The sequence below is a fragment of the Amycolatopsis sp. NPDC059235 genome (assembly GCF_042754125.1).
GTDB lineage: Bacteria > Actinomycetota > Actinomycetes > Mycobacteriales > Pseudonocardiaceae > Amycolatopsis > Amycolatopsis albidoflava.
In genome coordinates this window covers 35,917-58,663 of sequence record NZ_JBHZAG010000026.1, presented here as the reverse complement: position 1 = coordinate 58,663, position 22,747 = coordinate 35,917, and the positions used below count along the sequence as shown (strand labels likewise).

21 protein-coding genes are annotated in these 22,747 nt (G+C 69.8%); 14 read left to right on the top strand and 7 right to left on the bottom strand.

Going from position 1 to position 22,747, the window contains the following annotated elements:
* Positions 1-75: 75 nt before the first annotated feature.
* From ACFXI3_RS19205 to ACFXI3_RS19190, 4 genes are all read left to right on the top strand, one after another.
* A complete protein-coding gene (locus ACFXI3_RS19205) occupies positions 76-462 on the top strand; it encodes a hypothetical protein (RefSeq protein WP_378400882.1) in 387 nt (128 codons plus the stop codon).
* A 74-nt stretch (positions 463-536) separates the two neighbouring features.
* Positions 537-761, top strand: a complete 225-nt coding sequence (locus ACFXI3_RS19200) for an exodeoxyribonuclease VII small subunit (protein WP_020664931.1) — start codon at positions 537-539, stop codon at positions 759-761.
* 89 nt (positions 762-850) lie between these two features.
* On the top strand, positions 851-1,909 hold the full coding sequence (gene glpX, locus ACFXI3_RS19195; protein ID WP_378400880.1) for a class II fructose-bisphosphatase: 1,059 nt from the start codon (positions 851-853) through the stop codon (positions 1,907-1,909).
* Positions 1,910-1,927: 18 nt separating this feature from the next.
* Positions 1,928-2,689, top strand: a complete 762-nt coding sequence (locus tag ACFXI3_RS19190) for a S1 family peptidase (protein ID WP_378400878.1) — start codon at positions 1,928-1,930, stop codon at positions 2,687-2,689.
* Positions 2,690-2,807: 118 nt separating this feature from the next.
* Here ACFXI3_RS19190 and ACFXI3_RS19185 read toward each other — a convergent pair whose 3' ends face one another.
* Positions 2,808-3,779, bottom strand: a complete 972-nt coding sequence (locus ACFXI3_RS19185; protein WP_378400876.1) for an NAD(P)/FAD-dependent oxidoreductase — start codon at positions 3,777-3,779, stop codon at positions 2,808-2,810.
* A gap of 112 nt (positions 3,780-3,891) precedes the next feature.
* Here ACFXI3_RS19185 and ACFXI3_RS19180 point away from each other — a divergent pair, with 112 nt between their 5' ends.
* A complete protein-coding gene (locus ACFXI3_RS19180) occupies positions 3,892-5,289 on the top strand; it encodes a class II fumarate hydratase (protein ID WP_378400874.1) in 1,398 nt (465 codons plus the stop codon).
* Positions 5,290-5,292: 3 nt separating this feature from the next.
* On the opposite strand, the gene ACFXI3_RS19175 is transcribed toward ACFXI3_RS19180, so the two are convergent.
* Positions 5,293-6,192, bottom strand: a complete 900-nt coding sequence (locus ACFXI3_RS19175) for a DMT family transporter (RefSeq protein ID WP_378400872.1) — start codon at positions 6,190-6,192, stop codon at positions 5,293-5,295.
* Positions 6,193-6,279: 87 nt separating this feature from the next.
* Here ACFXI3_RS19175 and ACFXI3_RS19170 point away from each other — a divergent pair, with 87 nt between their 5' ends.
* The 5 genes from ACFXI3_RS19170 to ACFXI3_RS19150 all read left to right on the top strand — a co-directional run bounded on the left by ACFXI3_RS19170 (position 6,280) and on the right by ACFXI3_RS19150 (position 13,552).
* On the top strand, positions 6,280-7,641 hold the full coding sequence (locus ACFXI3_RS19170; RefSeq protein ID WP_378400870.1) for a PLP-dependent aminotransferase family protein: 1,362 nt from the start codon (positions 6,280-6,282) through the stop codon (positions 7,639-7,641).
* Positions 7,642-7,731: 90 nt separating this feature from the next.
* Positions 7,732-9,417 carry a PstS family phosphate ABC transporter substrate-binding protein gene (locus tag ACFXI3_RS19165; protein ID WP_378400868.1) on the top strand — a complete coding sequence of 562 codons (1,686 nt, stop codon included), beginning with the start codon at positions 7,732-7,734 and terminating at the stop codon, positions 9,415-9,417.
* A 69-nt stretch (positions 9,418-9,486) separates the two neighbouring features.
* A complete protein-coding gene (locus ACFXI3_RS19160) occupies positions 9,487-11,328 on the top strand; it encodes an ATP-dependent DNA ligase (RefSeq protein WP_378400866.1) in 1,842 nt (613 codons plus the stop codon).
* Between the two features lie 154 nt (positions 11,329-11,482).
* The gene (locus ACFXI3_RS19155) at positions 11,483-12,784 is read left to right on the top strand and encodes a S8 family serine peptidase (protein ID WP_378400864.1); all 1,302 of its coding nucleotides are present in this window, start codon (positions 11,483-11,485) and stop codon (positions 12,782-12,784) included.
* Between the two features lie 120 nt (positions 12,785-12,904).
* Positions 12,905-13,552: a Pr6Pr family membrane protein gene (locus ACFXI3_RS19150; RefSeq protein WP_378400862.1), complete on the top strand. Its 648-nt coding sequence runs from the start codon at positions 12,905-12,907 to the stop codon at positions 13,550-13,552.
* On the opposite strand, the gene ACFXI3_RS19145 is transcribed toward ACFXI3_RS19150, so the two are convergent.
* A complete protein-coding gene (locus tag ACFXI3_RS19145) occupies positions 13,512-14,732 on the bottom strand; it encodes an NADH:flavin oxidoreductase/NADH oxidase family protein (protein WP_378400860.1) in 1,221 nt (406 codons plus the stop codon). The two genes, ACFXI3_RS19150 and ACFXI3_RS19145, sit on opposite strands and share 41 nt — an antisense overlap.
* A gap of 94 nt (positions 14,733-14,826) precedes the next feature.
* Here ACFXI3_RS19145 and ACFXI3_RS19140 point away from each other — a divergent pair, with 94 nt between their 5' ends.
* Entirely contained in the window at positions 14,827-15,450 is a 624-nt protein-coding gene (locus ACFXI3_RS19140) for an MBL fold metallo-hydrolase (RefSeq protein WP_344286196.1), read from the top strand.
* Positions 15,451-15,910: 460 nt separating this feature from the next.
* On the opposite strand, the gene ACFXI3_RS19135 is transcribed toward ACFXI3_RS19140, so the two are convergent.
* A complete protein-coding gene (locus tag ACFXI3_RS19135; RefSeq protein WP_378400858.1) occupies positions 15,911-16,378 on the bottom strand; it encodes a DUF309 domain-containing protein in 468 nt (155 codons plus the stop codon).
* Positions 16,379-16,445: 67 nt separating this feature from the next.
* On the opposite strand from ACFXI3_RS19135, the gene ACFXI3_RS19130 reads away from it, so the two are divergent.
* Positions 16,446-17,885 (top strand): GuaB1 family IMP dehydrogenase-related protein, encoded by a 1,440-nt coding sequence (locus tag ACFXI3_RS19130; protein ID WP_344286194.1) that lies wholly within the window; start codon positions 16,446-16,448, stop codon positions 17,883-17,885.
* Positions 17,886-17,956: 71 nt separating this feature from the next.
* Here ACFXI3_RS19130 and ACFXI3_RS19125 read toward each other — a convergent pair whose 3' ends face one another.
* Entirely contained in the window at positions 17,957-19,243 is a 1,287-nt protein-coding gene (locus tag ACFXI3_RS19125; protein ID WP_344286268.1) for a PhoH family protein, read from the bottom strand.
* Between the two features lie 735 nt (positions 19,244-19,978).
* Here ACFXI3_RS19125 and ACFXI3_RS19120 point away from each other — a divergent pair.
* Positions 19,979-20,227, top strand: coding sequence for a hypothetical protein (locus ACFXI3_RS19120; protein ID WP_067576545.1), 249 nt, complete (start codon positions 19,979-19,981; stop codon positions 20,225-20,227).
* Positions 20,228-20,332: 105 nt separating this feature from the next.
* On the opposite strand, the gene ACFXI3_RS19115 is transcribed toward ACFXI3_RS19120, so the two are convergent.
* The gene (locus tag ACFXI3_RS19115) at positions 20,333-21,091 is read right to left on the bottom strand and encodes an isoprenyl transferase (RefSeq protein WP_344286267.1); all 759 of its coding nucleotides are present in this window, start codon (positions 21,089-21,091) and stop codon (positions 20,333-20,335) included.
* Positions 21,092-21,196: 105 nt separating this feature from the next.
* Between ACFXI3_RS19115 and ACFXI3_RS19110 the strand changes: the two genes are divergently transcribed.
* The gene (locus ACFXI3_RS19110; RefSeq protein ID WP_378400856.1) at positions 21,197-21,871 is read left to right on the top strand and encodes a hemolysin III family protein; all 675 of its coding nucleotides are present in this window, start codon (positions 21,197-21,199) and stop codon (positions 21,869-21,871) included.
* Positions 21,872-21,975: 104 nt separating this feature from the next.
* Here ACFXI3_RS19110 and ACFXI3_RS19105 read toward each other — a convergent pair whose 3' ends face one another.
* Positions 21,976-22,638 carry a peroxiredoxin-like family protein gene (locus ACFXI3_RS19105; RefSeq protein ID WP_378400854.1) on the bottom strand — a complete coding sequence of 221 codons (663 nt, stop codon included), beginning with the start codon at positions 22,636-22,638 and terminating at the stop codon, positions 21,976-21,978.
* Positions 22,639-22,747: the final 109 nt, after the last annotated feature.

Sequence of the window (22,747 nt, the reverse complement as noted above, 5' to 3'; positions counted from 1 at the left end):
ACCGATTCCAGACCCGCCGCCCACGACGCCCAGTCGTGCCAAGCTCTTCCTCTGGATCGGCGCGCCGCTTGTCTTTTGGCGGGCGCACTCGCCGCTGTCCTGATCGCCGTGTTCGGAGCGAGCACCGGACCGCTCAACGGCACTCTGTCCCTTCGGTGCGATATGCAATGCATCAAGTCGACCGCCGACGGATACGACGGCTACCGCGACATCAGCGACGGCGCGCAAGTGACCCTCGTAGACGAAACTGGCCGGGTCGTCGCAACCACAGCTTTGCACCGCAGCGGCGGCCCGACCGACGTCGTCGACGGCGTCTGGGTTCGGGCCTTCACTTTCGAATTCACCGACGTCCCCAATGCCGAGCGCTACGGCGTACATTTCGGCAACGAGAGCCGCGGCACGATGTGGAAGGACGCGGACGACGCCAAGCGCGATGGCTGGCAGCTGAGCCTGGGAGACTGACCGAGCCTCCCCGGAACCCCCGCCGGACGCGGTAGTCTGCGCGAACAGCCCCGTGCACCACAAGGTCGGAGAACGTGAGCGAAGCAGACACCGCTGGACTCGGTTACGAGCAGGCCCGCGATCAGCTCGTCGAGGTCGTGAAGGAACTGGAAGCCGGCGGGCTTTCCCTGGAGCAATCGCTTGAGCTCTGGGAGAAGGGCGAGCAGCTCGCCAAGGTGTGCGAGCGGCATCTGGAAGGCGCCCGCGAGCGGATCGAGGCCGCGCTGGCCTCGGTGGAGACCGACGACGACACAGAGTGACGTGCACCATGCGTTGCTGAATCGGTCAGGTGGCCTAGGGATCTGACAGACTGGGCACCCGCTGACGAACCGTGTTCCGGGAGGCCACCATGACCACCGCCAGTGACCGCAGCCGACGCGAAGCGCCTGATCGCAACCTCGCCATGGAACTGGTGCGGGTGACCGAGGCAGCCGCGATGGCCGCCGGCCGCTGGGTCGGCCGAGGCGACAAGATCGGCGGCGACGGGGCCGCCGTCGACGCGATGCGCCAGCTCGTCTCCACCGTCTCGATGCGCGGCGTCGTCGTCATCGGCGAGGGCGAGAAGGACGAAGCGCCGATGCTGTTCAACGGCGAAGAAGTCGGCAACGGCGACGGCCCGGACTGCGACGTCGCGGTCGACCCGGTCGACGGCACCACACTCATGGCGAAGGGCATGCCGAACGCGCTGGCCGTGCTCGCGGTCGCCGAGCGCGGCGCGATGTTCGACCCGTCCGCGGTGTTCTACATGGAGAAGCTGGCCGTCGGCCCGGACGCGGCGGGCAAGGTGGACATCTCCGCCCCGGTCGCGGAGAACATCCGGCGCGTGGCGAAGGCGAAGAATTCCAGCGTCAGCGACGTGACGGTCTGCATCCTCGACCGGCCGCGCCACGATCAGCTGGTCAAGGAGGTCCGCGAGGCGGGAGCCCGGATCCGGTTCATCTCCGACGGCGACGTCGCGGGCGCGATCGCCGCGGCCCGGCCGACCACCGGCGTCGACATGCTGCTCGGCATCGGCGGCACACCCGAGGGCATCATCGCCGCTTGCGCGATGAAGTGCCTCGGCGGCGAGCTGCAGGGCAGGCTGTGGCCGAAGGACGACGCGGAGCGCGAGAAGGCGCTCGCCGCGGGCCACGACCTTGACCGGATCCTGCTCAACGACGACCTGGTCACCGGCGACAACGTGTTCTTCTGCGCGACCGGCGTCACCGACGGCGACCTGCTGCGCGGCGTCCACTATCGGGCGGGCGGCGCGACGACGCAGTCGATCGTCATGCGGTCCAAGTCCGGGACGGTCAGAATGATCGACGGCTACCACCGGCTCGAGAAGCTGCGGGCGTACTCGTCCGTCAACTTCGACGGCAACCTCGACCTCGACGAGGACGAGCGCGCGGTGCCTCCGCTTCCCTGATCTGCCAAGGAGTTCCCGGTGTCGAAACGGCTGTTCGCGCTGGCGCTGACCGTCCTCGCCGGAGTGGTGCTCAGCGCGGGCGGCGCTTCGGCCGGGCCTGCTGTGCCGTCGATCGTCGGCGGAACCGACGCGGACCAGCCGTACCCGTTCGCGGTGTCCTTGCACACCTCGGGCGGCGCGCTGTTCTGCGGCGGTTCGCTGATCACGCCGACCTGGGTGGTCACCGCGGCGCACTGCCTGTCCGCGAAGGACCCGGCGACGATCGGCCTGCGCGTCGGCAGCAACGACGCGGACGCGGGCGGGGAAACGCCGAAAGCGGCGGAATTCGTGCTGCACCCGCATTTCAACGCCGAAACGCAAACCGGCGACGTCGGCCTGATCCGGCTGACCGCCCCGGTGCAGGCCGCCCCGATCGCGATCGGCGGTTCGGCCGCACCGGGCACGGCGGCCCGGGTAATCGGCTGGGGCCAGACGTGCGCGACGCCGAATTGCGGGCCGGTCTCGAAGTCGCTGCGCCAGCTCGACACGCAATTGGTGCCGGGCGCGAAATGCACGGCGACGTTCGACGGAACCTCGGAGCTGTGCACGGAAAGCCCGGGCGGATCCGGCTCGTGCTACGGCGATTCCGGCGGACCGGAACTGACCCGCGACGGCGACCGGTGGGTGCTGGCCGGGATGGTCAGCCGCCCGGGGAACCGCTCGTCGACGTGCGGATCGGCTCCGTCGATCGCTACGTCGGCGGTGGCGTATCAGCCGTGGATCGCGGAGAAAACCGGCTGATTCACTCGACGTCGCAGCTCGCAGTCCGCCTTACGTCCCAACGGAAATCCACCGCCAGGTCGGCCAAATGTCTCCATCCGGCCTTGCCGGCCGCGCGGCTCCGCTTCCGGCTACGGCGTCACTCGACGTTGCTCGAATGCCCCGGGAACAAATGCGCCTCCGGATTCAACGCCACCGCGATGTTGTTCACCGCCGTAGCCGCCTCCCCGAACCCGGTCGCGATCAGCTTCACCTTCCCCGGATACGCCGCCACGTCCCCCGCCGCATAAACGCGCGGGCGCGCCGTCGCCATAGTCGAGTCCACTGAAATCGCCCGGTGATCGATTTCCAGCCCCCAGCTCTCAATCGGCCCCAGATCCGCGGTGAATCCCAATGCCGCGACCACAGCGTCCGCGCGCAGTTGCTCGTCCGGCTCGCCCTTCACCGCCACCTCAACCGCCGTCAGAGACCCGTCCGGGGCTTCGACGAACCGGGACACCTCCGCGTCGGTCACCAACCGCACGCCCAACTCTCGCACCTGCCGCACGATCGACTCCGCGGCCCGGAACTTCGCGCGGCGGTGCACGAGCGTCACGCTCGCCGCGACCGGATGCAGGGCCAGGCACCAGTCGAACGCCGAATCCCCGCCGCCGACCACGACCACGTGCTGGCCCTCGTGGGCCGCGAGCGACGGGACGAAATGGACCATCCCGCGGCCCAGCCAGCCGTCTCCGGCGGGCAGCGGACGCGGCGTGAACTCGCCGATGCCCGCGGTGATCAGGACCGCTCCCGCGCGCAGCACGTCGCCGCCGTCGAGAGTCAGTTCCAGGCCGCCCTCGACGCTCTCCAGCTTCTCCGCTTTCCGCCCGAGCAGGTAGTCCGGCTTCCACGGCGCGACCTGGTCCACGAGGCCCTGCACGAGATCCCGGCCGCGGACCGCGGCGAACCCGCCGACGTCGTAGATCGTCTTCTCCGGGTACATCGCGGTGACCTGGCCGCCCGGTTCGGGCAGCGAATCGACGACAGCCATCGAGAGGCCGCGGAATCCCGCGTAGTAGGCGGCGAAGAGGCCGGTGGGACCGGCTCCGATGACGACGAGGTCGTAATCCATGAGGCTCGCTCCATGCCAGTGGTGGGTGGCGGTGATCGAGAACACAACCGAGCGTACCGGGGTGGGCGACAACACCCGGCCGGAAAACGGAATCGGGGCCAGAATCGGGGGTATGGCTGAACAGGAATACCGGATCGAACACGACACGATGGGTGAGGTCCGCGTCCCGGTCGACGCGCTCTACCGCGCGCAGACGCAGCGTGCCGTCGAGAACTTCCCCATCTCCGGCCGCGGTCTCGAGCGCGCCCAGATCCGCGCGCTGGGCCTGTTGAAGGCCGCCGCCGCCCGCGTGAACGCGCGTCTTGGCGTCCTGGACGCCGACGTCGCCGACGCGATCGCCAAGGCCGCCGACGAGGTCGCCGAGGGCAAGCACGACGAGCACTTCCCGATCGACGTCTTCCAGACCGGTTCGGGCACGTCGTCCAACATGAACGCGAACGAGGTCATCGCGACGCTGGCCACCCGCGCGCTCGGCCGCGACGTGCACCCGAACGACCACGTCAACGCGTCGCAGTCCTCAAACGACACCTTCCCGACGACGATCCACGTCGCCGCCACCGAGGCCGTCCTCACCGACGTCGTCCCGGCGCTGGAGCACCTCGCCGGCGCGATCGAGGCGCGCGCCGAGGAGTGGAACGACGTAGTCAAGTCCGGCCGCACGCACCTGATGGACGCCGTGCCGATCACGCTCGGCCAGGAAGCGGGCGCGTGGGCCGCGCAGATCCGCTTCGGCATCGAGCGGCTGCGGTCCGGTCTGCCGCGGCTGGGCGAGCTGCCGATCGGCGGCACCGCGGTCGGCTCCGGCCTGAACGCGCCGGGCGGCTTCGGTGAGGCAGTGTCGGCCGAACTGGCGCAGATCACCGGGTTGCCGCTCACCGAGGCACGCAACCACTTCGAGGCACAGGCGACGCAGGACAGCGTGGTCGAGACCTCCGGGCACCTGCGCACGGTCGCGGTGTCGCTGAACAAGATCGCGAACGACCTGCGCTGGCTGGGTTCCGGCCCGCGCACCGGGCTGGCCGAGCTGGCGCTGCCGGATCTCCAGCCGGGTTCGTCGATCATGCCGGGCAAGGTCAACCCGGTCATCCCGGAGGCGACGCTGCAGGTCGTCGCGCAGGTCGTCGGCAACGACGCGGCGGTCGCGTTCGCCGGTGCGGCGGGCAACTTCCAGCTCAACGTGAACCTGCCGGTCATCGCGCGCAACGTGCTCGAATCGGCGCGGCTGCTCGCGGCCGTCTCGCGGCTGCTGGCGGACAAGGTGTTCGCCGGGGTCACCGCGAACGCCGAGCGCGCGCGTCAGTACGCCGAGGGCTCGCCGTCGATCGTCACACCGCTCAACAAGTACATCGGCTACGAGGAGGCGGCCGCGGTCGCGAAGCAGGCGCTCAAGGAGCTCAAGACGATCCGCGAGGTCATGCTAGAGCGCGGGTACGTCCGCGACGGCAAGCTCACCGAAGCGCAGCTCGACGAAGCGCTCGACGTGCTGCGGATGGCGCGCGGCGGCAAGTAGCGCTCAGCCGACTGTAGCGGCTCGTTCGGACAATTCCGGGCGAGCCGCTTCGCGTTTCCACAGTCCACATGCGACTCCAGCGGCAACCAGGGTGACGCCGGCCAAGTCTTTCAGCTCGAACTGTTGCGCGCCGATCAACACCGCGACAGTCAACCCGGACACCGGCATCAGCCCGATCAGCACGCCCGCCCGGTCCGCGCCCAGCTCCACGACGCAGCTGTACCAGAGCACGAAAGCCACCGCGGTCACCACGACGGCCAGCAACAGCAACGCGACCAGCTCACGCGCGTTCGGCCACTGCCAGGCTCCCGCCGGATCAACCACCGTCCCGACCACGGCACCGCTTGCCGCAGCAGTGAAACAACCCCACGTCGAGGTGGCCAACGGCCCGAGCCGGCGCAGCAATCCCACCGCGAGCAGGGTGAACGACGCTTCGCACAACATCGCCAGCGCAGCCAGCAACAACCCTGGCGCGGAAGCGGATCCGCCACCGGACAGCACCACAATGCCGAGCCCCGCCAGTACCGACCCGACGACCGGAGCGGCGGACGGACGGCGACCGTCGAGCATCGGCGCGAGCAGCGCGAGCACGAGCGGGCTGGCTCCGAGGAACGCCGCTACCGCACTGGGTTCCGCGTAGCGCTGGGCCAGCAGCAGACAGGCCTGGAAGCCGATCATCCCGGTCGCGGCGAGGCCGAGCAGCGTCGGCAGATCGCCGAGTTTCGGCCGCGGCAGCGGGCTGCGCGTGACCTTCGCCCAGCCGAGCAGCAGAAGGCCGCCGAGCGCGTACCGCAACGCCTGCCCGGTGATCACCGGATATCCGTCCAGCATGCCGGTGACCGGCACCGATCCGCCGACCAGCACCGCGCCGGCCACCCCTGAAAGCACCATCGACCGTTTCACGCAGCTCAGTCTTCAGCCACGAGTGGTCTATTCAGAAGGACCACTCGATACTCGACTAACTGGACCACTTGGCCGTACTGTCGGGCCGTGGAAACCATCCGCGAGTTGCTGCTGCCCGCCGCCGCCGGAGGACGCCGGGGGCGCGCCGTCGAGGCCGCGTTGCGCGACGCGATCCGTACTGGACGGCTGGCTGTCGGCACCCGGCTGCCGTCGAGCCGCGATCTCGCGCGCCAACTCGGGGTCGCGCGCGGCACGGTGACCGCGTTGTACGAGCAACTCACCGCCGAGGGCTATCTGCTGAGCAAACACGGCTCGGGCACTCGGGTCGCGCCGCTCGACGATCCCGCGCCAACACCTCGCGTGAGTACTACGAAATCGCCGACCTGGGAGTTCGACCTGCGTCCCGGACTGCCCGCGCTGTCGGCCTTCCCGCGGGCCGAATGGCTTGCCGCCGAACGAGAAGCCCTGAACGCGACGCCTGATCTCGGTCTCGGCTACCCCGATCCGACCGGGCATCCGGCATTGCGCGCGGAACTGGCCGCCTACCTCGGGCGGGTCCGGGCGTTGCCGACGAACCCGGACGACATCGTGATCACCAGCGGAGCCGCGGAAGCGTTGTCGCTGCTGGCCGACGCCTTGCCGGACCAGCGCATCGCCGTCGAAGACCCGAGCCACCACGGCCAAGCGATCCTGCTGCGCGACCATGGACTTCGGCCGGTCGGGATTCCAGTCGACGACAAGGGCATCGACGTCGAGGCGCTGTCCACTTCAGACTGTTCAATCGTGCTCGTGACCGCCGCGCACCAGTTCCCGCTCGGCGTCGCGCTGCATCCGGAACGCCGTCGGCAACTGCTGTCCTGGGCGGCGGAAACCGGCGGACTCATCCTGGAAGACGACTACGACGCCGAGCACCGCTACGACCGCCCCGCCCTCGGCGCGATGCGCGCGCTCGCTCCCGATCATGTCGCCTACATCGGCAGCGTCAGCAAAGTTCTCGCGCCGGCGTTGCGGATCGGCTGGCTCATTCCGCCGCGACGCCTGCGCGACGCCGTGGCCAGGGTCAAGGAAATGCACGACCTCGGCTGCCCGCCGCTCCCGCAAGCCGCGCTCGCGCATCTGATCGCCACCGGCGGCTACGATCGGCATCTGCGCCGCACCCGACGCCTGTACCGCGCTCGTCGTGACGCGCTTATCGAAGCCATAACGCAGCGTCTTCCGCAGTGGCAGCCGGTCGGGATCGCCGCCGGACTGCATCTGGTCGTCCGGCTCCCGGACGGCACCGATGACGTACAGCTTCAGGAAAACCTCGCCGCGGCAGGCGTGCACGCCCCCGCCTTGTCGACTTATTCCCATACCGCGGCGGGATATCCGGGTCTCGTGCTCGGGTACGCCGCGCTCCCGCCGGACCGGCTGCGCGCCGCCGTGGAGCGGATCGCGTCGGCCGGTTGAACCGCCGGTGAACACCTGGTGCACCGGGGAGGGGTCCCGCGGCCGACGCTTAGTGTGGACAGTCTCGGGAGCGGGCAAGGGGGGGTGACCGTGAGCTTCGGAGATGTCCTGCGAGCGCTCGCCGAAGTGCTCACGTCCGATCGCGGCATCGTGCCGATCGCGGTCGTCGCCGGTGCGACAATCCTCGCCCCGATCGTCGACCGCTACGTGATCCGCCGCAGGCGCGTCATCTACCGGGAACTGTACAACTCCAAGATCGGCCTCGACCCGGTCCCGCTCAGCGACCACGACAACGGTGCGGTGCAAGCGGATCCGGAACTCGAGCGCACGGTGCAACTGCTGAAACCGCTCAGCGTGGTCGTGATCCGCATCCGCAACACCGGCAGCTTCGACATCGGCCGGGACGACTGGGAACACCCGCTGCAGTTCACCTTCGGCAGGCGTGTGGTCTGGGACGCGCGCGTGTCCGGCGCCAAGGACGGCCTGCGCGATGTGGTCCGAGACGGACTTGAGTTCTTTACCCACGACCGGCCCGCGCCTGGACCCGAAACCGTGCCGCTGTCCGGTGTGCGGGCATTGCTGTCGCAGCGGCTGTCCGGCTTCTTCCGGGTGCCCGAGTCCCCGGCCCCGGCCGCGCAGACAACGCAATGGCACGGCGTCCGGCTCGCACGTCTTTCGTTGAAGCGACGGGAAAAGTTCAAGCTCGTCGTGGTGTTGCGCGAGCCGGACGACTGGCTGGGCGGGCCGCTGACCAAAGACCTGACCGTCACCGGACGGCTCAGCGGCGGCCGGATCAAGGACGAACGCAAACAGCGCTGGCTGTCGTGGCCGGTGGTGACCGTGGCGATCGGAGTGCTGCTGACGGGCGCGTTGCTGAGCATGCTCCTCGTCGCCGCGTCGCGCGGGCCCGCGGCGGGCTGCGGCAGCGGATCCCTTGCGGTGCACGGATCCAGTGCGTTCGCACCGATCATGAAGGGCATCGCGACGGAGTACCAGGGACAGTGTCCCGGCTCGACGATCGCGACCCAGGCGGTCGGGAGCGTGTCCGCAATGCGCGAGCTGGGGCCATTGCCCGCGGAACAAAAGGACAGCTTGGCCGTGCTCTCCGACGGCAAGGCCGCCGATGCCGGACCGGATCTGGTCACGCAGCCGGTCGCGGTGCTCGTGTACAGCTTGGTACTGAACAAATCCGTCGGCCTCGACCACCTGACCGGCGAGCAGGTCCGCGGCGTCTTCAGCGGGAAGTACACCAACTGGTCGCAACTGCGCGAGGGCCCGTCGATTCCGATCCGGATCGTCGGCCGCGGGCAGGAATCGGGCACGCGCAAGACTTTCGAGGAGAAAGTGCTGGGCACGGCCGAGCCGGGACTGTCCTCGGACGACTGCCGGACGCCGACCCGCGACCCGCACGCCGCGGTGGTGCGCTGCGAACGCGGCACGACCGACGACCTGCTGCGCGCCGTCGGCGACACTCCCGGCGCGATCGGTTACGCGGACGTCCCGGCGGCCAAGATCGCCGCGGCCGGAGGGCGGGTCGCCATGGCGAAACTCGACGACCGCTACCCCGACGTGACCAGCATCGACGCCGGCTATCGCTTCTGGACGGTGGAGTACCTCTACACCAAGGGCGTGCCGGAGAACGATTCGCTGCTGAAGCAGTTCATCGACTACCTGCGCAGCAGCACGGCGCGGGCGGAACTGCAGGACGCAGGGTACACGCCGTGCGTGACGAAACAGGGGCTGCTGGATCAGTACTGCACTCGACCGGATGCCTGACCAGCTCTTTTTCACCCGGTCGAGGCCGGGGCGGGAGTTTTTGTCGGTGGCGGGGGCGATGATGGCCGGGTGTTGTTCACCGACCTCGTCACCGCCTCCGCCGAACTGGCGGCCACGCGGTCACGGAAAACGAAGATCGCCGTGCTGGCCAGTGTGCTGCGCACGGCCGAACCCGGCGAACTGCCCGCGGTGATCGCGTATCTCACCGGGCAGACGGCGCAGGACCGGCTCGGAGCCGGCTGGCGCACGCTCGCCGAACTCGCTGTCGAACCGGCGGCCGCGCCCGCCGTCTCCGTGGCGGAGGTCGACGTCGCGCTCACCGAGGTCGCGGCCGCGGCGGGCGCGGGTTCGGTGAAGCGACGGGCGGAGGTGCTCACCGCGTTGTTCTCCCGGCTGACGCGGGCCGAGCAGGAGTTCGTGTTCCGGCTCGTCACCGGGGAGTTGCGGCAGGGCGCGCTGGAAGGCGTGATGGTCGACGCGGTCGCGGCGGCGGCCGAGGTGGGAGTCGACCAGGTGCGGCGCGCGTTCATGCTGTCCGGACGGCTGCCGGTCACCGGGCAGGCGGCGCTGACCGGGGGCGCGGCGGCGCTCGCGGAATTCGGCCTGGAGCTGGGCCGGCCAGTCCGGCCGATGCTCGCGTCGCCGGCGGAATCGCTGGAAGAAGCCGTGGCGGAGCACGGGAACGCGATCGTCGAGTACAAAATGGACGGTGCGCGGATCCAGGTGCACCGCCACGGTGCGGACGTGCACGTGTACACGCGCACGCTGCGGGAAATCACCGGCAGCGTAGGCGAATTGGTCGAGCTGGTGCGGGCGCTGCCGTGCGAATCGGTGGTACTGGACGGCGAAACCCTCGCGCTCACCGACGACGGGCGGCCGCGGCCGTTCCAGGAAACGATGAGCCGGTTCGGCAGCACGCGGGACGAACAGGTGCGGGCGTTGCTGCTGCGGCCGTACTTCTTCGACTGCCTGCACCTGGACGGGGTCGATCTGCTCGACGCGCCGCTGTCCGAACGCAACGAGGCGCTGCGCCGGGTAGCGGGCGAGCACGTGATCCCCGGCTCGGTCCGGCCGGAAGCACCGGCCGCGGTACTCGAAGCGGCGATGGACGCCGGGCACGAAGGCGTGATGGTGAAGGACCTCGATTCGCTCTACGCGGCCGGGCGGCGCGGGCGTGCGTGGCTGAAGGTGAAACCAGTGCACACCATCGATCTGGTGGTGCTGGCGGTGGAATGGGGACACGGGCGGCGCACCGGGAAACTGTCGAACCTGCACCTCGGCGCGCGCGATCCGGACGGCGGGCCGCCGATCATGGTGGGCAAGACGTTCAAGGGCCTCACCGACGAGCTGCTGGCCTGGCAGACCGAGCGGTTCCAGGAGATCGAGACGCACCGCGACCAGTGGACCGTCCACGTGCGACCGGAGACGGTGGTCGAGATCGAACTGGACGGGGCGCAGGTCAGCACCCGGTATCCGGGCGGGCTGGCGCTGCGGTTCGCGCGGGTGGTGCGGTATCGGCCGGACAAGGAACCCGGCGAGGCGGACACCATCGACACCGTCCGGGGGTTGCTGCGCGGCAGCCGTCCGGCGGAGGAATCCGGCCAGGCTGAGCGAGCCGGGGTTGCGGGAGGCACTGGATCCTCGGGGCAGCCCGGTTCGGAGGAGCAGCCTGATTCCGGCGGGCAACCCGGTTCCGAGGAGCACGCCGGTTCCGGCGGGCAACCCAGTTCCGAGGAGCGACCCGGTTCCTCGGGGCACCCCGGCTCCGACGAGCGCCCCCGTTCCGACGAGCACCCCGGCTCCCAGAAACAACCCGGCTCCGGCGGGCAACCCGGTTCCCACGGGCAACCTGATTCCGCCGAGCAACCCGGCCGCGAAGATCGGCCCGGTTCCGAGGAGGCGTCCGGATGATCGCCCCGCACACCCTCCGGATGAGCGGGCACATTACGGACATCGGGCAGTTTTCCCCACCGTACTCGGGAAAACGCCCGACGAAAGTTGATGTCGCACCCGTGGCCGCGTGCCCGAGAGTGGGAGCACTGGCCTGTGTCGATGGGAGAAAAGCATGACGTTCCGGGTGAAATCAGCCGTCCGGGGATTCGGGCGGCCGATGACCCTGCTGGCGGGCGTGGCGCTCGCCGCCGCCGTGGTGGCGGCACCGGCCAGTGCCGCGCCGGCGCCGCCGCAGCCGTCCCGGCATCACTTCTCGGCCGCCGCGCAGTCGTTCGTCGGCGCGACGACCGTGTCCGAGCGAGTCGCGCGGCTCAACGCGGCGATGGCCAAGCTGCCGAAGGAAAGCGGCGCGTACAACGCCACGAAGCTGTGGAACCAGGGCATCACCGGTGCCGGGTCCACCGTGGCCACGCTGGTGTCGTTCGGCGACGACAAGGTCAAGCAGGTCCTGGACGAGTATTCGCGGCAGCACGGTCTGCCGCCGGCGAACGTCGAGGTGCTGCAGCCGTCCGGCGCGGTGCCCGCGTGCACCGATCCCGGGGTGGACACCGCCGCCTGCCAGTCGTGGGGCGGGGAAACCGACCTCGACGTCACGATGATGCACGCGATGGCCCCGGCCGCGAAGATCGTCGTCGCGGCCACTCCGGTCGCCGAGACGCAGGGCTTCGCCGGGCTGCCGGAAATGATGCACGCGGTCGACTACATGACCGAGCACCGCATCGCCGACGTGGTCTCGATGAGCTTCGGCACCACCGAGGAGAACTTCCCGTCGTTCGAGTCGATCAAGACCCTCGACCCGGCGCTGGAGCGGGCGAGCAAGGCCGGCGTCACGCTGGTGGCGTCGTCCGGTGACGACGGCCCGACCGGGGCGTACCTGCAAGGCCCCGGCCGGTACCCGTACCGCGTGGCGAGCTGGCCCGCCAGCGACCCGAACGTCACCACGCTCGGCGGCACCCAGCTGCACCTGGACGCGAACGGCGTCCGCACCCAGCCCGACGACCTGGTCAACGCGGCGGACAACGGGTTCAGCGAGGGGGCGGGCCTGTCGAAGGCGTACGCGCGGCCGTCCTGGCAGAACCACGTCAAGAAGATCACCGGTAGCACGATGCGGTCGTACCCGGACATCAGCATGGAAGGCGTCCAGGGCACGTCGCAGTCGGCGCCGCTGTTCGCGGGCGTGCTGGCGTTGGCGGTGCAGGCCAACCACGGGCGGCTGGGCCAGATCAACCCGGCGCTGTACTCGAAGCTGGGTCCGAAGGGCGCCGCGGCCGGGATCGTCGACGTCACCAAGGGCGACAACAGCCAGTGGGACGTCGAAGGCTTCAAGGCCGGTCCGGGCTACGACATCGCGAGCGGCTGGGGCACGATCGACGCGTCGGTCTTCGTGCCTGCCCTGGTGAAGGCGGTGCGGTGATGCGGTAGTCCCCAGCCTCCGCCGCAAGCGGGCGTCCGGGGCAAGTTCACCCGGCCCGACGCGACCGACGCTGGTCGTGTCGGGCCGGGCGGAGCAGGCCGGGACCGTAGTGTCAGCGGCATGTCCTCGAAAGCGTTGGCCCGGCTGTGGTTCGGGGTGACCGCGGTCGTCGTGCTGGCCGCGCTCGTGATCCAGATCGTCGCGCTGGTGCCGACGCAAGGGCGGTACGCCAGCTTCGGCGGGCGGGTGGCGAACCTGTTCACCTACTTCACGATCATCTCGAACCTTCTCGTCCTCGTGACCAGCTCGGCTTTCGCTCGCGGACGCGGCACCTCGCCGCTGATGCGCGTGCTCTGGCTCGACGCGCTGGTCGGGATCGTGGTCACCGGCGTGGTCTACCAGGTCGCGCTCGCCGGACTGTACGAACTGCACGGGCTCAGCCTCGCCGCGGACATCCTGCTGCACCGCGTCACGCCGGTGCTGTGCGTGCTCGGCTGGCTGATCTTCGCCCCGCGCGTGCTCGAATGGCGCACCGTCTGGTGGTCGCTCGTCTATCCCCTGGCGTGGCTGGTTTTCACCCTCGTCCGCGGAGCGATCGACGGCTACTACCCGTACCCGTTCGTCAACGCCGACGACCTCGGCTACGGGCAGGTCGCGCTGAACTGCGTGCTCATCGGCGTCTTCTTCATCGTGCTCGCCAGCGGAGCCAGGCTCGTCGACCGGCGGCTCACGCGCGTACCCGCCGAAACGCGTTCAGCGGATCGCTGAGCCCGGCCTGGGCCAACGCCCGCCAGGCACCGCGCTTGAGGTCCACCGGTTTGCCCGCGGCGACGCGGTGCATCTGCTGGGTGTGCCACTGAATCTCGACCAGGCTGTCGGCGAGGCGGATTCCCGTGCGCGGGCACCGTCGTTCGGCTCGGACGTCCTCGCCCGCGAGCAGCCGTCCCGGCAGGCCGGGGTCGACAATGAACGGGCGGCCGACCCCGATCATGTCCAGCGCACCGGATTCCAGCGCCTCCGCCATCCCGGCCGCCGTGGCGAACCCGCCGGTGACCATCAGCGCGACGTCGCTGATCTGCCGGGCTTTCGCCGCGTAGTCCAGGAAATACGCTTCCCGCCGCTGCGTGCTCGCCCGGCCGGCCCCCATCATCGCGGCCCGCTCGTACGTGCCGCCGGAAATCTCCAGCAGGTCGATCCCGGCCTCGCCCAGCGCGCGAACCACCTGCAGCGACTCGTCCTCGTCGAAGCCGCCGCGCTGGAAGTCAGCACTGTTGAGCTTCACCGAAACCGGCACGCGATCGCCCACCGCGCCCCGGACCGCGCGCACCACCTCAAGCAGGAACCGGCTGCGGTCGCGCCCCCACTCGTCGTCGCGACGATTCACCAGGGGCGACAGGAACTGCGAAATCAGGTAGCCGTGCGCGCCATGAATCTGGATCCCGGCGAACCCGCCCTCGACAAACGCCCGCGCCGACAACGCGAACCTCTCCACCACCGCTTCGATCTCGTCGCCAGTCAGCGCCCGCGGCGCGGCGAACGCAGTCCGCACCCCTCGGTCGCCAAACGGCACCGCCGACGGAGCGACCGGCTGCCGGGACAGGTACCGAGGACTCTGCCGACCGGGATGGTTGAGCTGCACCCACAACTGCGCGTCGGTGCCGTCCACGGACCGCGCCCACGACCGATACGCCGCCGGATCCGGCACGGCCGGCACCGCGACGTTGCGCGGTTCTCCGAGCGCAGTGGGATCGACCATCACGTTGCCGGTCACCAGCAGGCCAGCGCCCCCGTGTGCCCAGGTCCGGTACAGCCTCGCGAGTTCGCCGGACGGTGCGTTGCGGCGGTCGCCGAGCTGCTCGCTCAGCGCCGACTTCGCGATCCGATGCGGCAGCACGGCCCCGCAGGCGAGTTTGAGCGGTTCGGCGAGCAGAGCCCGGGGGTCGGTCATGAGCAGTCCCGTCGTCGCGGATAACTTACCGCGAGTAAGAATACTCGAAAGTAGGTAGCGGCGGTATGCCTCGCGGGCCACTAGGGTCTGCGGCATGACGGCCATAGTGCAGAACCTGGTCACGTCGGGCGTGTTCGAGCTCGACGGCGGCAGCTGGAACGTGGACAACAATGTCTGGATCGTCGGCGACGGGTCCGAGGTGATCGTGATCGACGCCGCCCACGACGCGGACGCCATCGCGGACGTCGTCGGAGACCGCACGGTCCGCGCGATCGTCTGCACCCACGCACACAACGACCACGTCAACGCCGCCCCCGCACTGGCCGAGCGCACCGGCGCGCCGATCCTGCTGCACCCGGCCGACCGCGTCGTGTGGGACCTGACCCACCCGGACCGCGCCCCCGACGGCGACCTGGCCGACGGTCAGGTCATCACCGTCGCCGGCACCGACCTCACGGTGCTGCACACCCCCGGCCACGCCCCCGGCGCGGTCTGCCTGCACAGCCCCGACCTGGAAGTCCTCTTCACCGGAGACACCCTGTTCCACGGCGGTCCCGGTGCCACCGGCCGGTCGTACTCCGACTACCCGACCATCGTGAAATCCATCCGCGACCGCCTCTTCCCCCTCCCCGACGCGACGATCGTCCGCACCGGCCACGGCGAAGCGACGACCGTCGGGAAGGAAAAGGCCGCGTCGGCCGACTGGCCCGCCGCCTGATCCGCTCCGAGTCTCGCCGGGCGGCTCAGCACGCCTTGCCGACCCGCCCGGCGAGTTCTGAATCGGCCGCCGGTCCGCAAACGCTTGCGGCCAGCTAGGCCAGCCAATTCGGCACCCACGTGCCCGCATCGACTCGCGTCGCCAGGCCTGCTCGCATCATCACCACAGGCTGCGACGCCACGCATCGACCGCGACTCACTAGCAGCTGGAGCCGGAGCCGCACCGTCGGATCGTCCGCGAGCCGCACCCCAGGCCCGCCAGGCCTCGCCCCAAGCCGCACCGCCGGATCTGGCTGCTTCGCGTGGGGGTCGCGACTGGCTCGCCGCCGAGCAACAGCACGCTTTCCGCTACTTCGATCGCGACGCCGACCACCGGCCGCCAAGAGTTCGCCCGACCAGCAAACCGCCCTTTCCGCAGCCATCCCGAACCGCCACGTGCCCGAGCGACGCGACGAAGCCGCCTACCGAGCCAGCCGAGGAACCTCCGGAACCACCCGAACCCGCTCCCGAGCCTCGCCCGCAAGCGCTTGCGCCCACCGCTGCAACCCGGCCACGTCCACCCCGTGCGGCGGCTCCTCCCGGAACGGCGCGATGTTCTCCGCACCCCGCTCCAGCAGCGCCACCGCGCCGTTCCCATTCCCCCGCAACGCGTGCGTCAGCCCCACCGCCAGCTGCGCCAGGCCGCGCCACAACTCCCGCTCCGGCCCGTCCGTCGCCTTCCAGGCGTCCTCGAACACCTCGTGCGCGTGGAACGGGCGACCGGCGTCCAGCAGGTGCTGGGCCTCCGTCAGGGTCTCCGCCGGGGTCCGCTGCACGCCTTCGGGCTGGCGCGGCACACCGTCGGAGCCATACGGCAGCGGGCGGCCTAGACCATCACGCGGGCGGGCGTTGCGCGCCCGTCCCTGGTCGTCGCGATCACGGCTGTCCACCCGGCCATTGTTCCACGCGCCACGCCGGGTTAGCGTCTCGCGCGCAAGCCACGTAGCCTGGTGACTCGTGCGCTTTCTGGATGGGCACGTGCCCGCTCACGACCTGACCTACGACGACGTGTTCCTGCTGCCGAACCGTTCGGACGTGGAATCCCGCTTCGGCGTCGATTTGTCCACTGTGGACGGCACCGGCGCGACGATCCCCTTGGTGGTGGCCAACATGACGGCCGTCGCCGGGCGGCGGATGGCCGAGACGGTCGCTCGCCGCGGCGGGCTCGTCGTGCTTCCGCAGGACGTCGACACCGAGGCAGTGGCCGAAATCGTCTCCTGGGTGAAGTCCCGCCACGCCGTCTGGGACACGCCGCTGGTCCTCACCGGCGGCGACGCGGTGGCCGACGCCCTCAACCTCGTGCACAAACGAGCACACGGCGCGGTCGTCGTTGTCGACGGTGACGGCAAGCCGGTCGGCGTCGTCGACGAGGCTGCCTGCGCTGGTGTCGACCGCTTCGCGCGGCTGGCCGACGTCGCCGAACCCGCCGTCGTCTCCGTGCCGCTGGACACGCCGCCGCGCGAGGTTTTCGAGCTTCTGCACAGCCACGGCGGACGGCTCGCCCTCGGCCTCGACGCCGACGGTCGCCTCGCCGGCGTCCTCACCGCGGTGGGCGCGCTGCGCTCGGAGATCTACACGCCGGCCGCCGACGCTCAGGGCAAGCTGCGCGTCGCCGCCGCGGTCGGCGTGAACGGCGACGTCGCGGCGAAGGCCGAAGCGGTGCTGGCCGCGGGCGTCGACACGCTGGTCGTCGACACCGCGCACGGGCACCAGGAAAAGATGATCGCCGCGCTCAAGGCGGTCCGTTCGGTGTCGCCGAAGGTGCCGATCGTGGCGGGGAACGTCGTGACCGCCGAGGGCACCCGCGACCTCATCCACGCGGGCGCGGACGTCATCAAGGTCGGCGTCGGCCCCGGCGCGATGTGCACCACGCGAATGATGACCGGCGTCGGCCGCCCGCAGTTCTCCGCCGTCGCGGAATGCTCGGCCGCCGCTCGCGAACTGGGCAAACACGTCTGGGCGGACGGCGGCGTGCGGCACCCGCGCGACGTCGCGCTGGCACTGGCCGCGGGCGCGTCGGCGGCGATGGTCGGCTCCTGGTTCGCCGGAACCCACGAATCGCCCGGCGACCTGCGGTACGACGAGCAGGGCCGCCCGTACAAGGAGTCGTTCGGGATGGCGTCGAAGCGCGCCGTCGGGGCCCGCACGCGCACGGACAACGTCTTCGACCGCGCCCGCAAGGCGCTGTTCGAGGAGGGCATCTCCACGTCGCGGATGGCGCTGGACCCGACCCGCCCCGGCGTCGAGGACCTGATCGACTCGATCTGCTCCGGCGTCCGCTCGTCCTGCACCTACGCGGGCGCGCGCACGCTGGAGGAGTTCCACGAGCGTGCGCTGCTGGGCGTGCAGTCCGCGGCCGGTTTCGCCGAGGGACGCCCGCTGCCGTCCGGCTGGTAACCCCGCAGCAAGTCCGTGAAGGACTCCTTGAGGGAATCAGATTCCCTCAAGGAGTCCTTCACGGAACTAGATCAGCCGTGGTCCTCCAGCATCTCGGTCACCAGCGCCGCGATCGGCGAGCGCTCCGACCGGGTCAGGGTCACGTGCGCGAACAGCGGGTGCCCCTTCAGCTTCTCGATCACCGCCGAGACGCCGTCGTGCCGTCCGACCCGCAGGTTGTCGCGCTGGGCCACGTCGTGCGTGAGCACCACCCGCGACGCCGAGCCGAGCCGGGAAAGCACGGTCAGCAGCACGTTGCGTTCCAGCGATTGCGCCTCGTCCACGATCACGAAGGTGTCGTGCAGCGAGCGGCCCCGGATGTGCGTCAGCGGCAGCACTTCGAGCATGCCGCGGTCGAACACCTCGTCCAGCACATCCTGGCTGACCAGCGCGCCGAGCGTGTCGAACACCGCCTGCGCCCAGGGCTGCATCTTCTCGCTCTCGGACCCGGGCAGGTAGCCGAGATCCTGGCCGCCGACCGCGTAGACCGGACGGAACACCACGACCTTGCGGTGCTGCTGGCGTTCCATCACCGCCTCCAGGCCCGCGCACAGCGCCAGTGCCGATTTGCCGGTGCCCGCCCGCCCGCCGAGCGAGACGATGCCGACGTCGGAGTCCAGCAGCAGGTCGAGCGCCACGCGCTGCTCGGCCGAGCGGCCGTGCAGGCCGAACGCCTCGCGATCGCCGCGCACCAGCCGCACCCGCTTGTCCGCCGTGACCCGGCCGAGCGCGCTGGAGCTGCCCGCGAGCAGCCGCAGCCCGGTGTGACAGGGCAGTTCGCCCACCTCGCCGAGCCCGAACTCCGCCGGATCCGCCGAACCGCCCGAGAAGAGCGCGTCGATCAGCTCCTGGGGAGCGTCCACGTCCGCCATGCCCGTCCAGCCCGACGGCGTGACCTCCTGCGCCCGGTACTCGTCCGCGGTGAGCCCGACGGCACCCGCCTTGACCCGCAGCGGGATGTCCTTCGTCACCAGGACGACCTGCGGTTGCTCCGTCGCGAGGTTGAGCGCGCACGCGAGGATGCGGTGGTCGTTCGAGTCGGTGCGGAAGCCCACCGGGAGGACGGACGGATCGGTGTGGTTCAGCTCCACCTGCAGGGTGCCGCCCTGGTCGCCGATCGGGATCGGGGCGTCGAGCCTGCCGTGCTTGAGCCGGAGATCGTCCAGCAGCCGGAGGGATTCCCTGGCGAACCAGCCCAGTTCGGAGTGGTGGCGCTTGGCCTCCAGTTCGCTGATGACGACCAGCGGGAGCACCACCGCGTGTTCGGCGAACCGGGTGACCGCCCACGGGTCAGAGAGCAGCACCGACGTGTCGAGCACATAAGTGATGCGTGGGGATTCGGGCGAGATCGAGGCTTTCTCCGGCGCCGGGGCACCGGTCGAAGAACGGCCTGAGGCCTTGCGGGGTGAACGCTGCGCAGTCACGACGGCATCTCCCTCGAGGGCGTGTGCACCCCACGCCCGCACTCGCTGGGCCGGGCACCTCCCTGGCTGGGTCCGCACTCCCTGACGCTGGCTGCGTCAGGCGGCACGGCCACGAGGGCCGGGTGCCGGCCCCCTCGTGCATCTCGTGGGCGGCTGAGCCGCCCCCTCGATCAACGCCACGACCAGGGCCTCCCGCGAGAACCCGCACGGAACGCGAGCCCTCTATCCCGGAAGGTACCTACGTCCGCCCCGTCGTGCAGGCAGCCACACAGGTGATTCGCCGATTCGTCATCCCACCGTCGGTCGCCCGCAACAGAGTGTCCACAGTGCTCACTCAGCGTCACCGGGTCCGGCGATCGGGGGGTCGCACAAATGGATGATCATGGAAAATTAATCACCGAGTGCAGGCAATTCCCAGGTAAAGGGCCTTGTACCACGCGCAAGACCGGAATGCATTTCGCGTCCTGGACACTGAACCGGTCCGAGTGAACTGGGCCTTCAAGCGCTCACACAATGGGCGTACGCACCATTCGCTAGAGGCCATTCGGGGGTAATTTCCTTACTGCGGGACACACCACCGGAACACTCCGGTGCCCCGAATCCCAGTATCTCTACCTAGGAGTGTGCGAAGTGCTGAAGAAGGCTGGAATTGTCGCCGGTGCCGCCGCGGGTCTGATGATGATCGGCGGGACGGCGTTCGCCTCCCCGGCCGCGACCCAGGGCGCTCCGGACCCGACGTTCGGCGACGCCTACGCCACCTTCATCGAGGGCGGCGGCGCGCTCGGCTACGGTGCCGCTTCGCTGGTCGCCGGCGCCTACACCGGCGTCGCGCTGACCCCGGCGCTGGTGGCCCACTCGATGGAGCACCACCACGGCTGAGCCGTCTTGACGCGAAGGCCCCGGAGCCCGGCTCCGGGGCCTTCGCGGCGTTCGCGGCCGGGTTGACCGGCCCGGCTGGGTGGGTCCGCCGGGCCGGTTCGCCGCTCAGACTCCGAACCGGCGATGCCGCCAGGCGTAGTCGCGCATCGCGCGGAGAAAATCGACGCGCCGGAATGCCGGCCAGTAAGCCTCGGTGAACCAGAATTCCGAATGCGCGGACTGCCAGAGCAGAAATCCGGAAAGCCGCTGTTCACCGGACGTTCGGATAATCAGCTCCGGATCCGGCTGGCCGGAGGTGTACAGATGTTCCGAGATGTGGTCGACGTCGAGGATTTTCGCGAGTTCGCGAATCGAAGTGCCCTCGTCGGCGTGCTGCAGGAGAAGTTTTCGGACGGCGTCGGCGATCTCCTGCCGTCCGCCGTAGCCGACCGCGATGTTCACCTCCATGCCCGAGTGGTTCTCGGTCCGCGCCGCGGCGGCGGTGAGCTTCTGCGCCACCTCGAGCGGCAGCAGGTCGAGCGCGCCGACGATGCGCAGCCGCCACGGCGCCTCGGCCCCGGCGAGTTCGTCGGTGACGTCGGTGATGATTTTCAGCAGCGGCGTGAGCTCGTCCGGATCGCGGTTGAGGTTGTCGGTGGACAGCAGCCACATCGTCACGACCTCGACCTCGGCCTCCTGGCACCAGCTGAGGAAGTCGGCGATCTTCTTGGCCCCGGCGCGATGCCCGTCGGCCACATCGGCGAACCCGGCCTCGCGGGCCCAGCGGCGATTGCCGTCGAGCATGATCGCGATATGCCGAGGATGACGGCCTGCCGACTGCTGGATCAGTCGGCGGCTGTAGACGCTGTATACGACGTCGGACATGAAGGACCGGAGGCTCACGTCGCCCGAGCGTACGCACCCCTGGAGTAAGGGTGTGACGCGCCACGGGGGCTGGCGAAAAACCTACGGTCCCGTAGCCTTGGCTCGGTGAGCGTGACGATCGAGCCCCCACCTGTCCCCGAGGACACTCGCCCCCGGCTGCGCGGCCATATCCACTTCTGGTCGTTCTTCGGCGCGGTCGCCGGCGCCGCCACGCTGATCAGCCTCGCCGCCTCGACGGTTTCCGGGGTGGCCGCGCTGGCGACGTCCGTGTACGGCCTCACCGTGCTGGGCGTTTTCGGCGTGAGCGCGCTGTATCACCGCAGGCTGTGGAGCCCGCGCGCGTACAAGTGGATGAAGCGCGCCGACCACTCGATGATCTTCCTCTTCATCGCCGGCACGTACACCCCGTTCACCCTGCTGGCCATGTCGAAGCCGACCGGATACATCGTCCTAGCCATCGTCTGGGGCGGCGCGGTCCTCGGCGTGGCGATGAAGATGCTGTGGCCGCACGCGCCGCGCTGGCTCGGGGTGCCGATCTACATCGCCCTCGGGTGGGTCGCGGTGTTCGTCCTGCCGGAACTGCTGAGCCATGCCGGGGTCGCGGCTTTGGTGCTGCTTTGCGTGGGCGGCCTGTTTTATACCGTGGGGGCGGTTTTTTACGCGGTGAAGTGGCCGAATCACTGGCCGGACACGTTTGGGTACCACGAGTTTTTCCACGCTTGCACGGTGTTGGCGGCGGTGTCGCATTACATCGCGATCTGGTTGGCGATGTACTCCTAGCTGGATCTGCCCTCTCAGGCCGCCTCCGAGCCGTCACGCTTCGCGGAGGCGGCCTGAGTCGTTTCCGAAACGGCGCCCGCTTCCCCGGAAAGAGGTCGTGGCGTTCAGAGCAGATCGAGCGCTGTCACGATCTCCTGGACCTCAGTGCGAGTGGCGTAGTTGGGGTGCACATCGATCCACCGGATCGTGCCCTCGGCGTCGACCAGGACGACCGTCGGCATCGGTACGCCATGGCTGCCGTCGGCATTGGCCGCAGTGAGGTCCAGGCCGAGAGCTGCCTGCGCGGCGCGAGCGCTTTCGGTGGGGGCGGTGAGCACGCCGAGCGCGGCGGCGATCTGGTTGCCGGGGTCGGAGAGCACGGCGAAGGTCAGCTCATTCTTCTCCGCCATGGACAGCGAGCCGTCTGGCTTCTGCGGGCTGATCGCGATCAGTTCGACGCCCCGTTCGGCGAGCACGGGCACGAGCTGCTCCTGGTAGGAGCGCAGCGCCACGTTGCAGTACGGGCACCACGCGCCTCGGTAGGTCACGACCACAGCGGGCCTGCCGTGCCGGGCGGATTCGAGCGTCGCCGGGTTGCCGTGAGCGTCGAGCAGCTCTCCGTCGGGCATCGCCGCACCTGCGGCGAGCACGCCCTCGGGCAAGCCGGCGGCGTCCAGTTCCGCCTGCTCGCCGCCGAAAGCCGCCAGGGCCTCGGCTGGCAGCTGACCGGCGAGGCCCTGGTGCAGGGCGGACAACCGCTCGGCGATGGTGCTGTTGATGGTGGTCACGGCAAGCCTTTCGGACGCGGGAGGTGCTTCACGGGCAGGGGCCAAACCTCAAACTGGATTGCTCTATCCAGTAGTACCGACGGCAGACTGGATAGTCAAATCCAGTTTT

What these genes read in the sequence shown, in the direction of transcription:
- glpX (WP_378400880.1), top strand. Translation starts at nt 851, where the DNA reads ATGACCACCGCCAGTGACCGCAGCCGACGCGAAGCGCCTGATCGCAAC.
- ACFXI3_RS19185 (WP_378400876.1), bottom strand. Translation starts at nt 3,779, where the DNA reads ATGGATTACGACCTCGTCGTCATCGGAGCCGGTCCCACCGGCCTCTTC.
- ACFXI3_RS19180 (WP_378400874.1), top strand. Translation starts at nt 3,892, where the DNA reads ATGGCTGAACAGGAATACCGGATCGAACACGACACGATGGGTGAGGTC.
- ACFXI3_RS19155 (WP_378400864.1), top strand. Translation starts at nt 11,483, where the DNA reads ATGACGTTCCGGGTGAAATCAGCCGTCCGGGGATTCGGGCGGCCGATG.
- ACFXI3_RS19150 (WP_378400862.1), top strand. Translation starts at nt 12,905, where the DNA reads ATGTCCTCGAAAGCGTTGGCCCGGCTGTGGTTCGGGGTGACCGCGGTC.
- ACFXI3_RS19145 (WP_378400860.1), bottom strand. Translation starts at nt 14,732, where the DNA reads ATGACCGACCCCCGGGCTCTGCTCGCCGAACCGCTCAAACTCGCCTGC.
- ACFXI3_RS19140 (WP_344286196.1), top strand. Translation starts at nt 14,827, where the DNA reads ATGACGGCCATAGTGCAGAACCTGGTCACGTCGGGCGTGTTCGAGCTC.
- ACFXI3_RS19115 (WP_344286267.1), bottom strand. Translation starts at nt 21,091, where the DNA reads ATGTCCGACGTCGTATACAGCGTCTACAGCCGCCGACTGATCCAGCAG.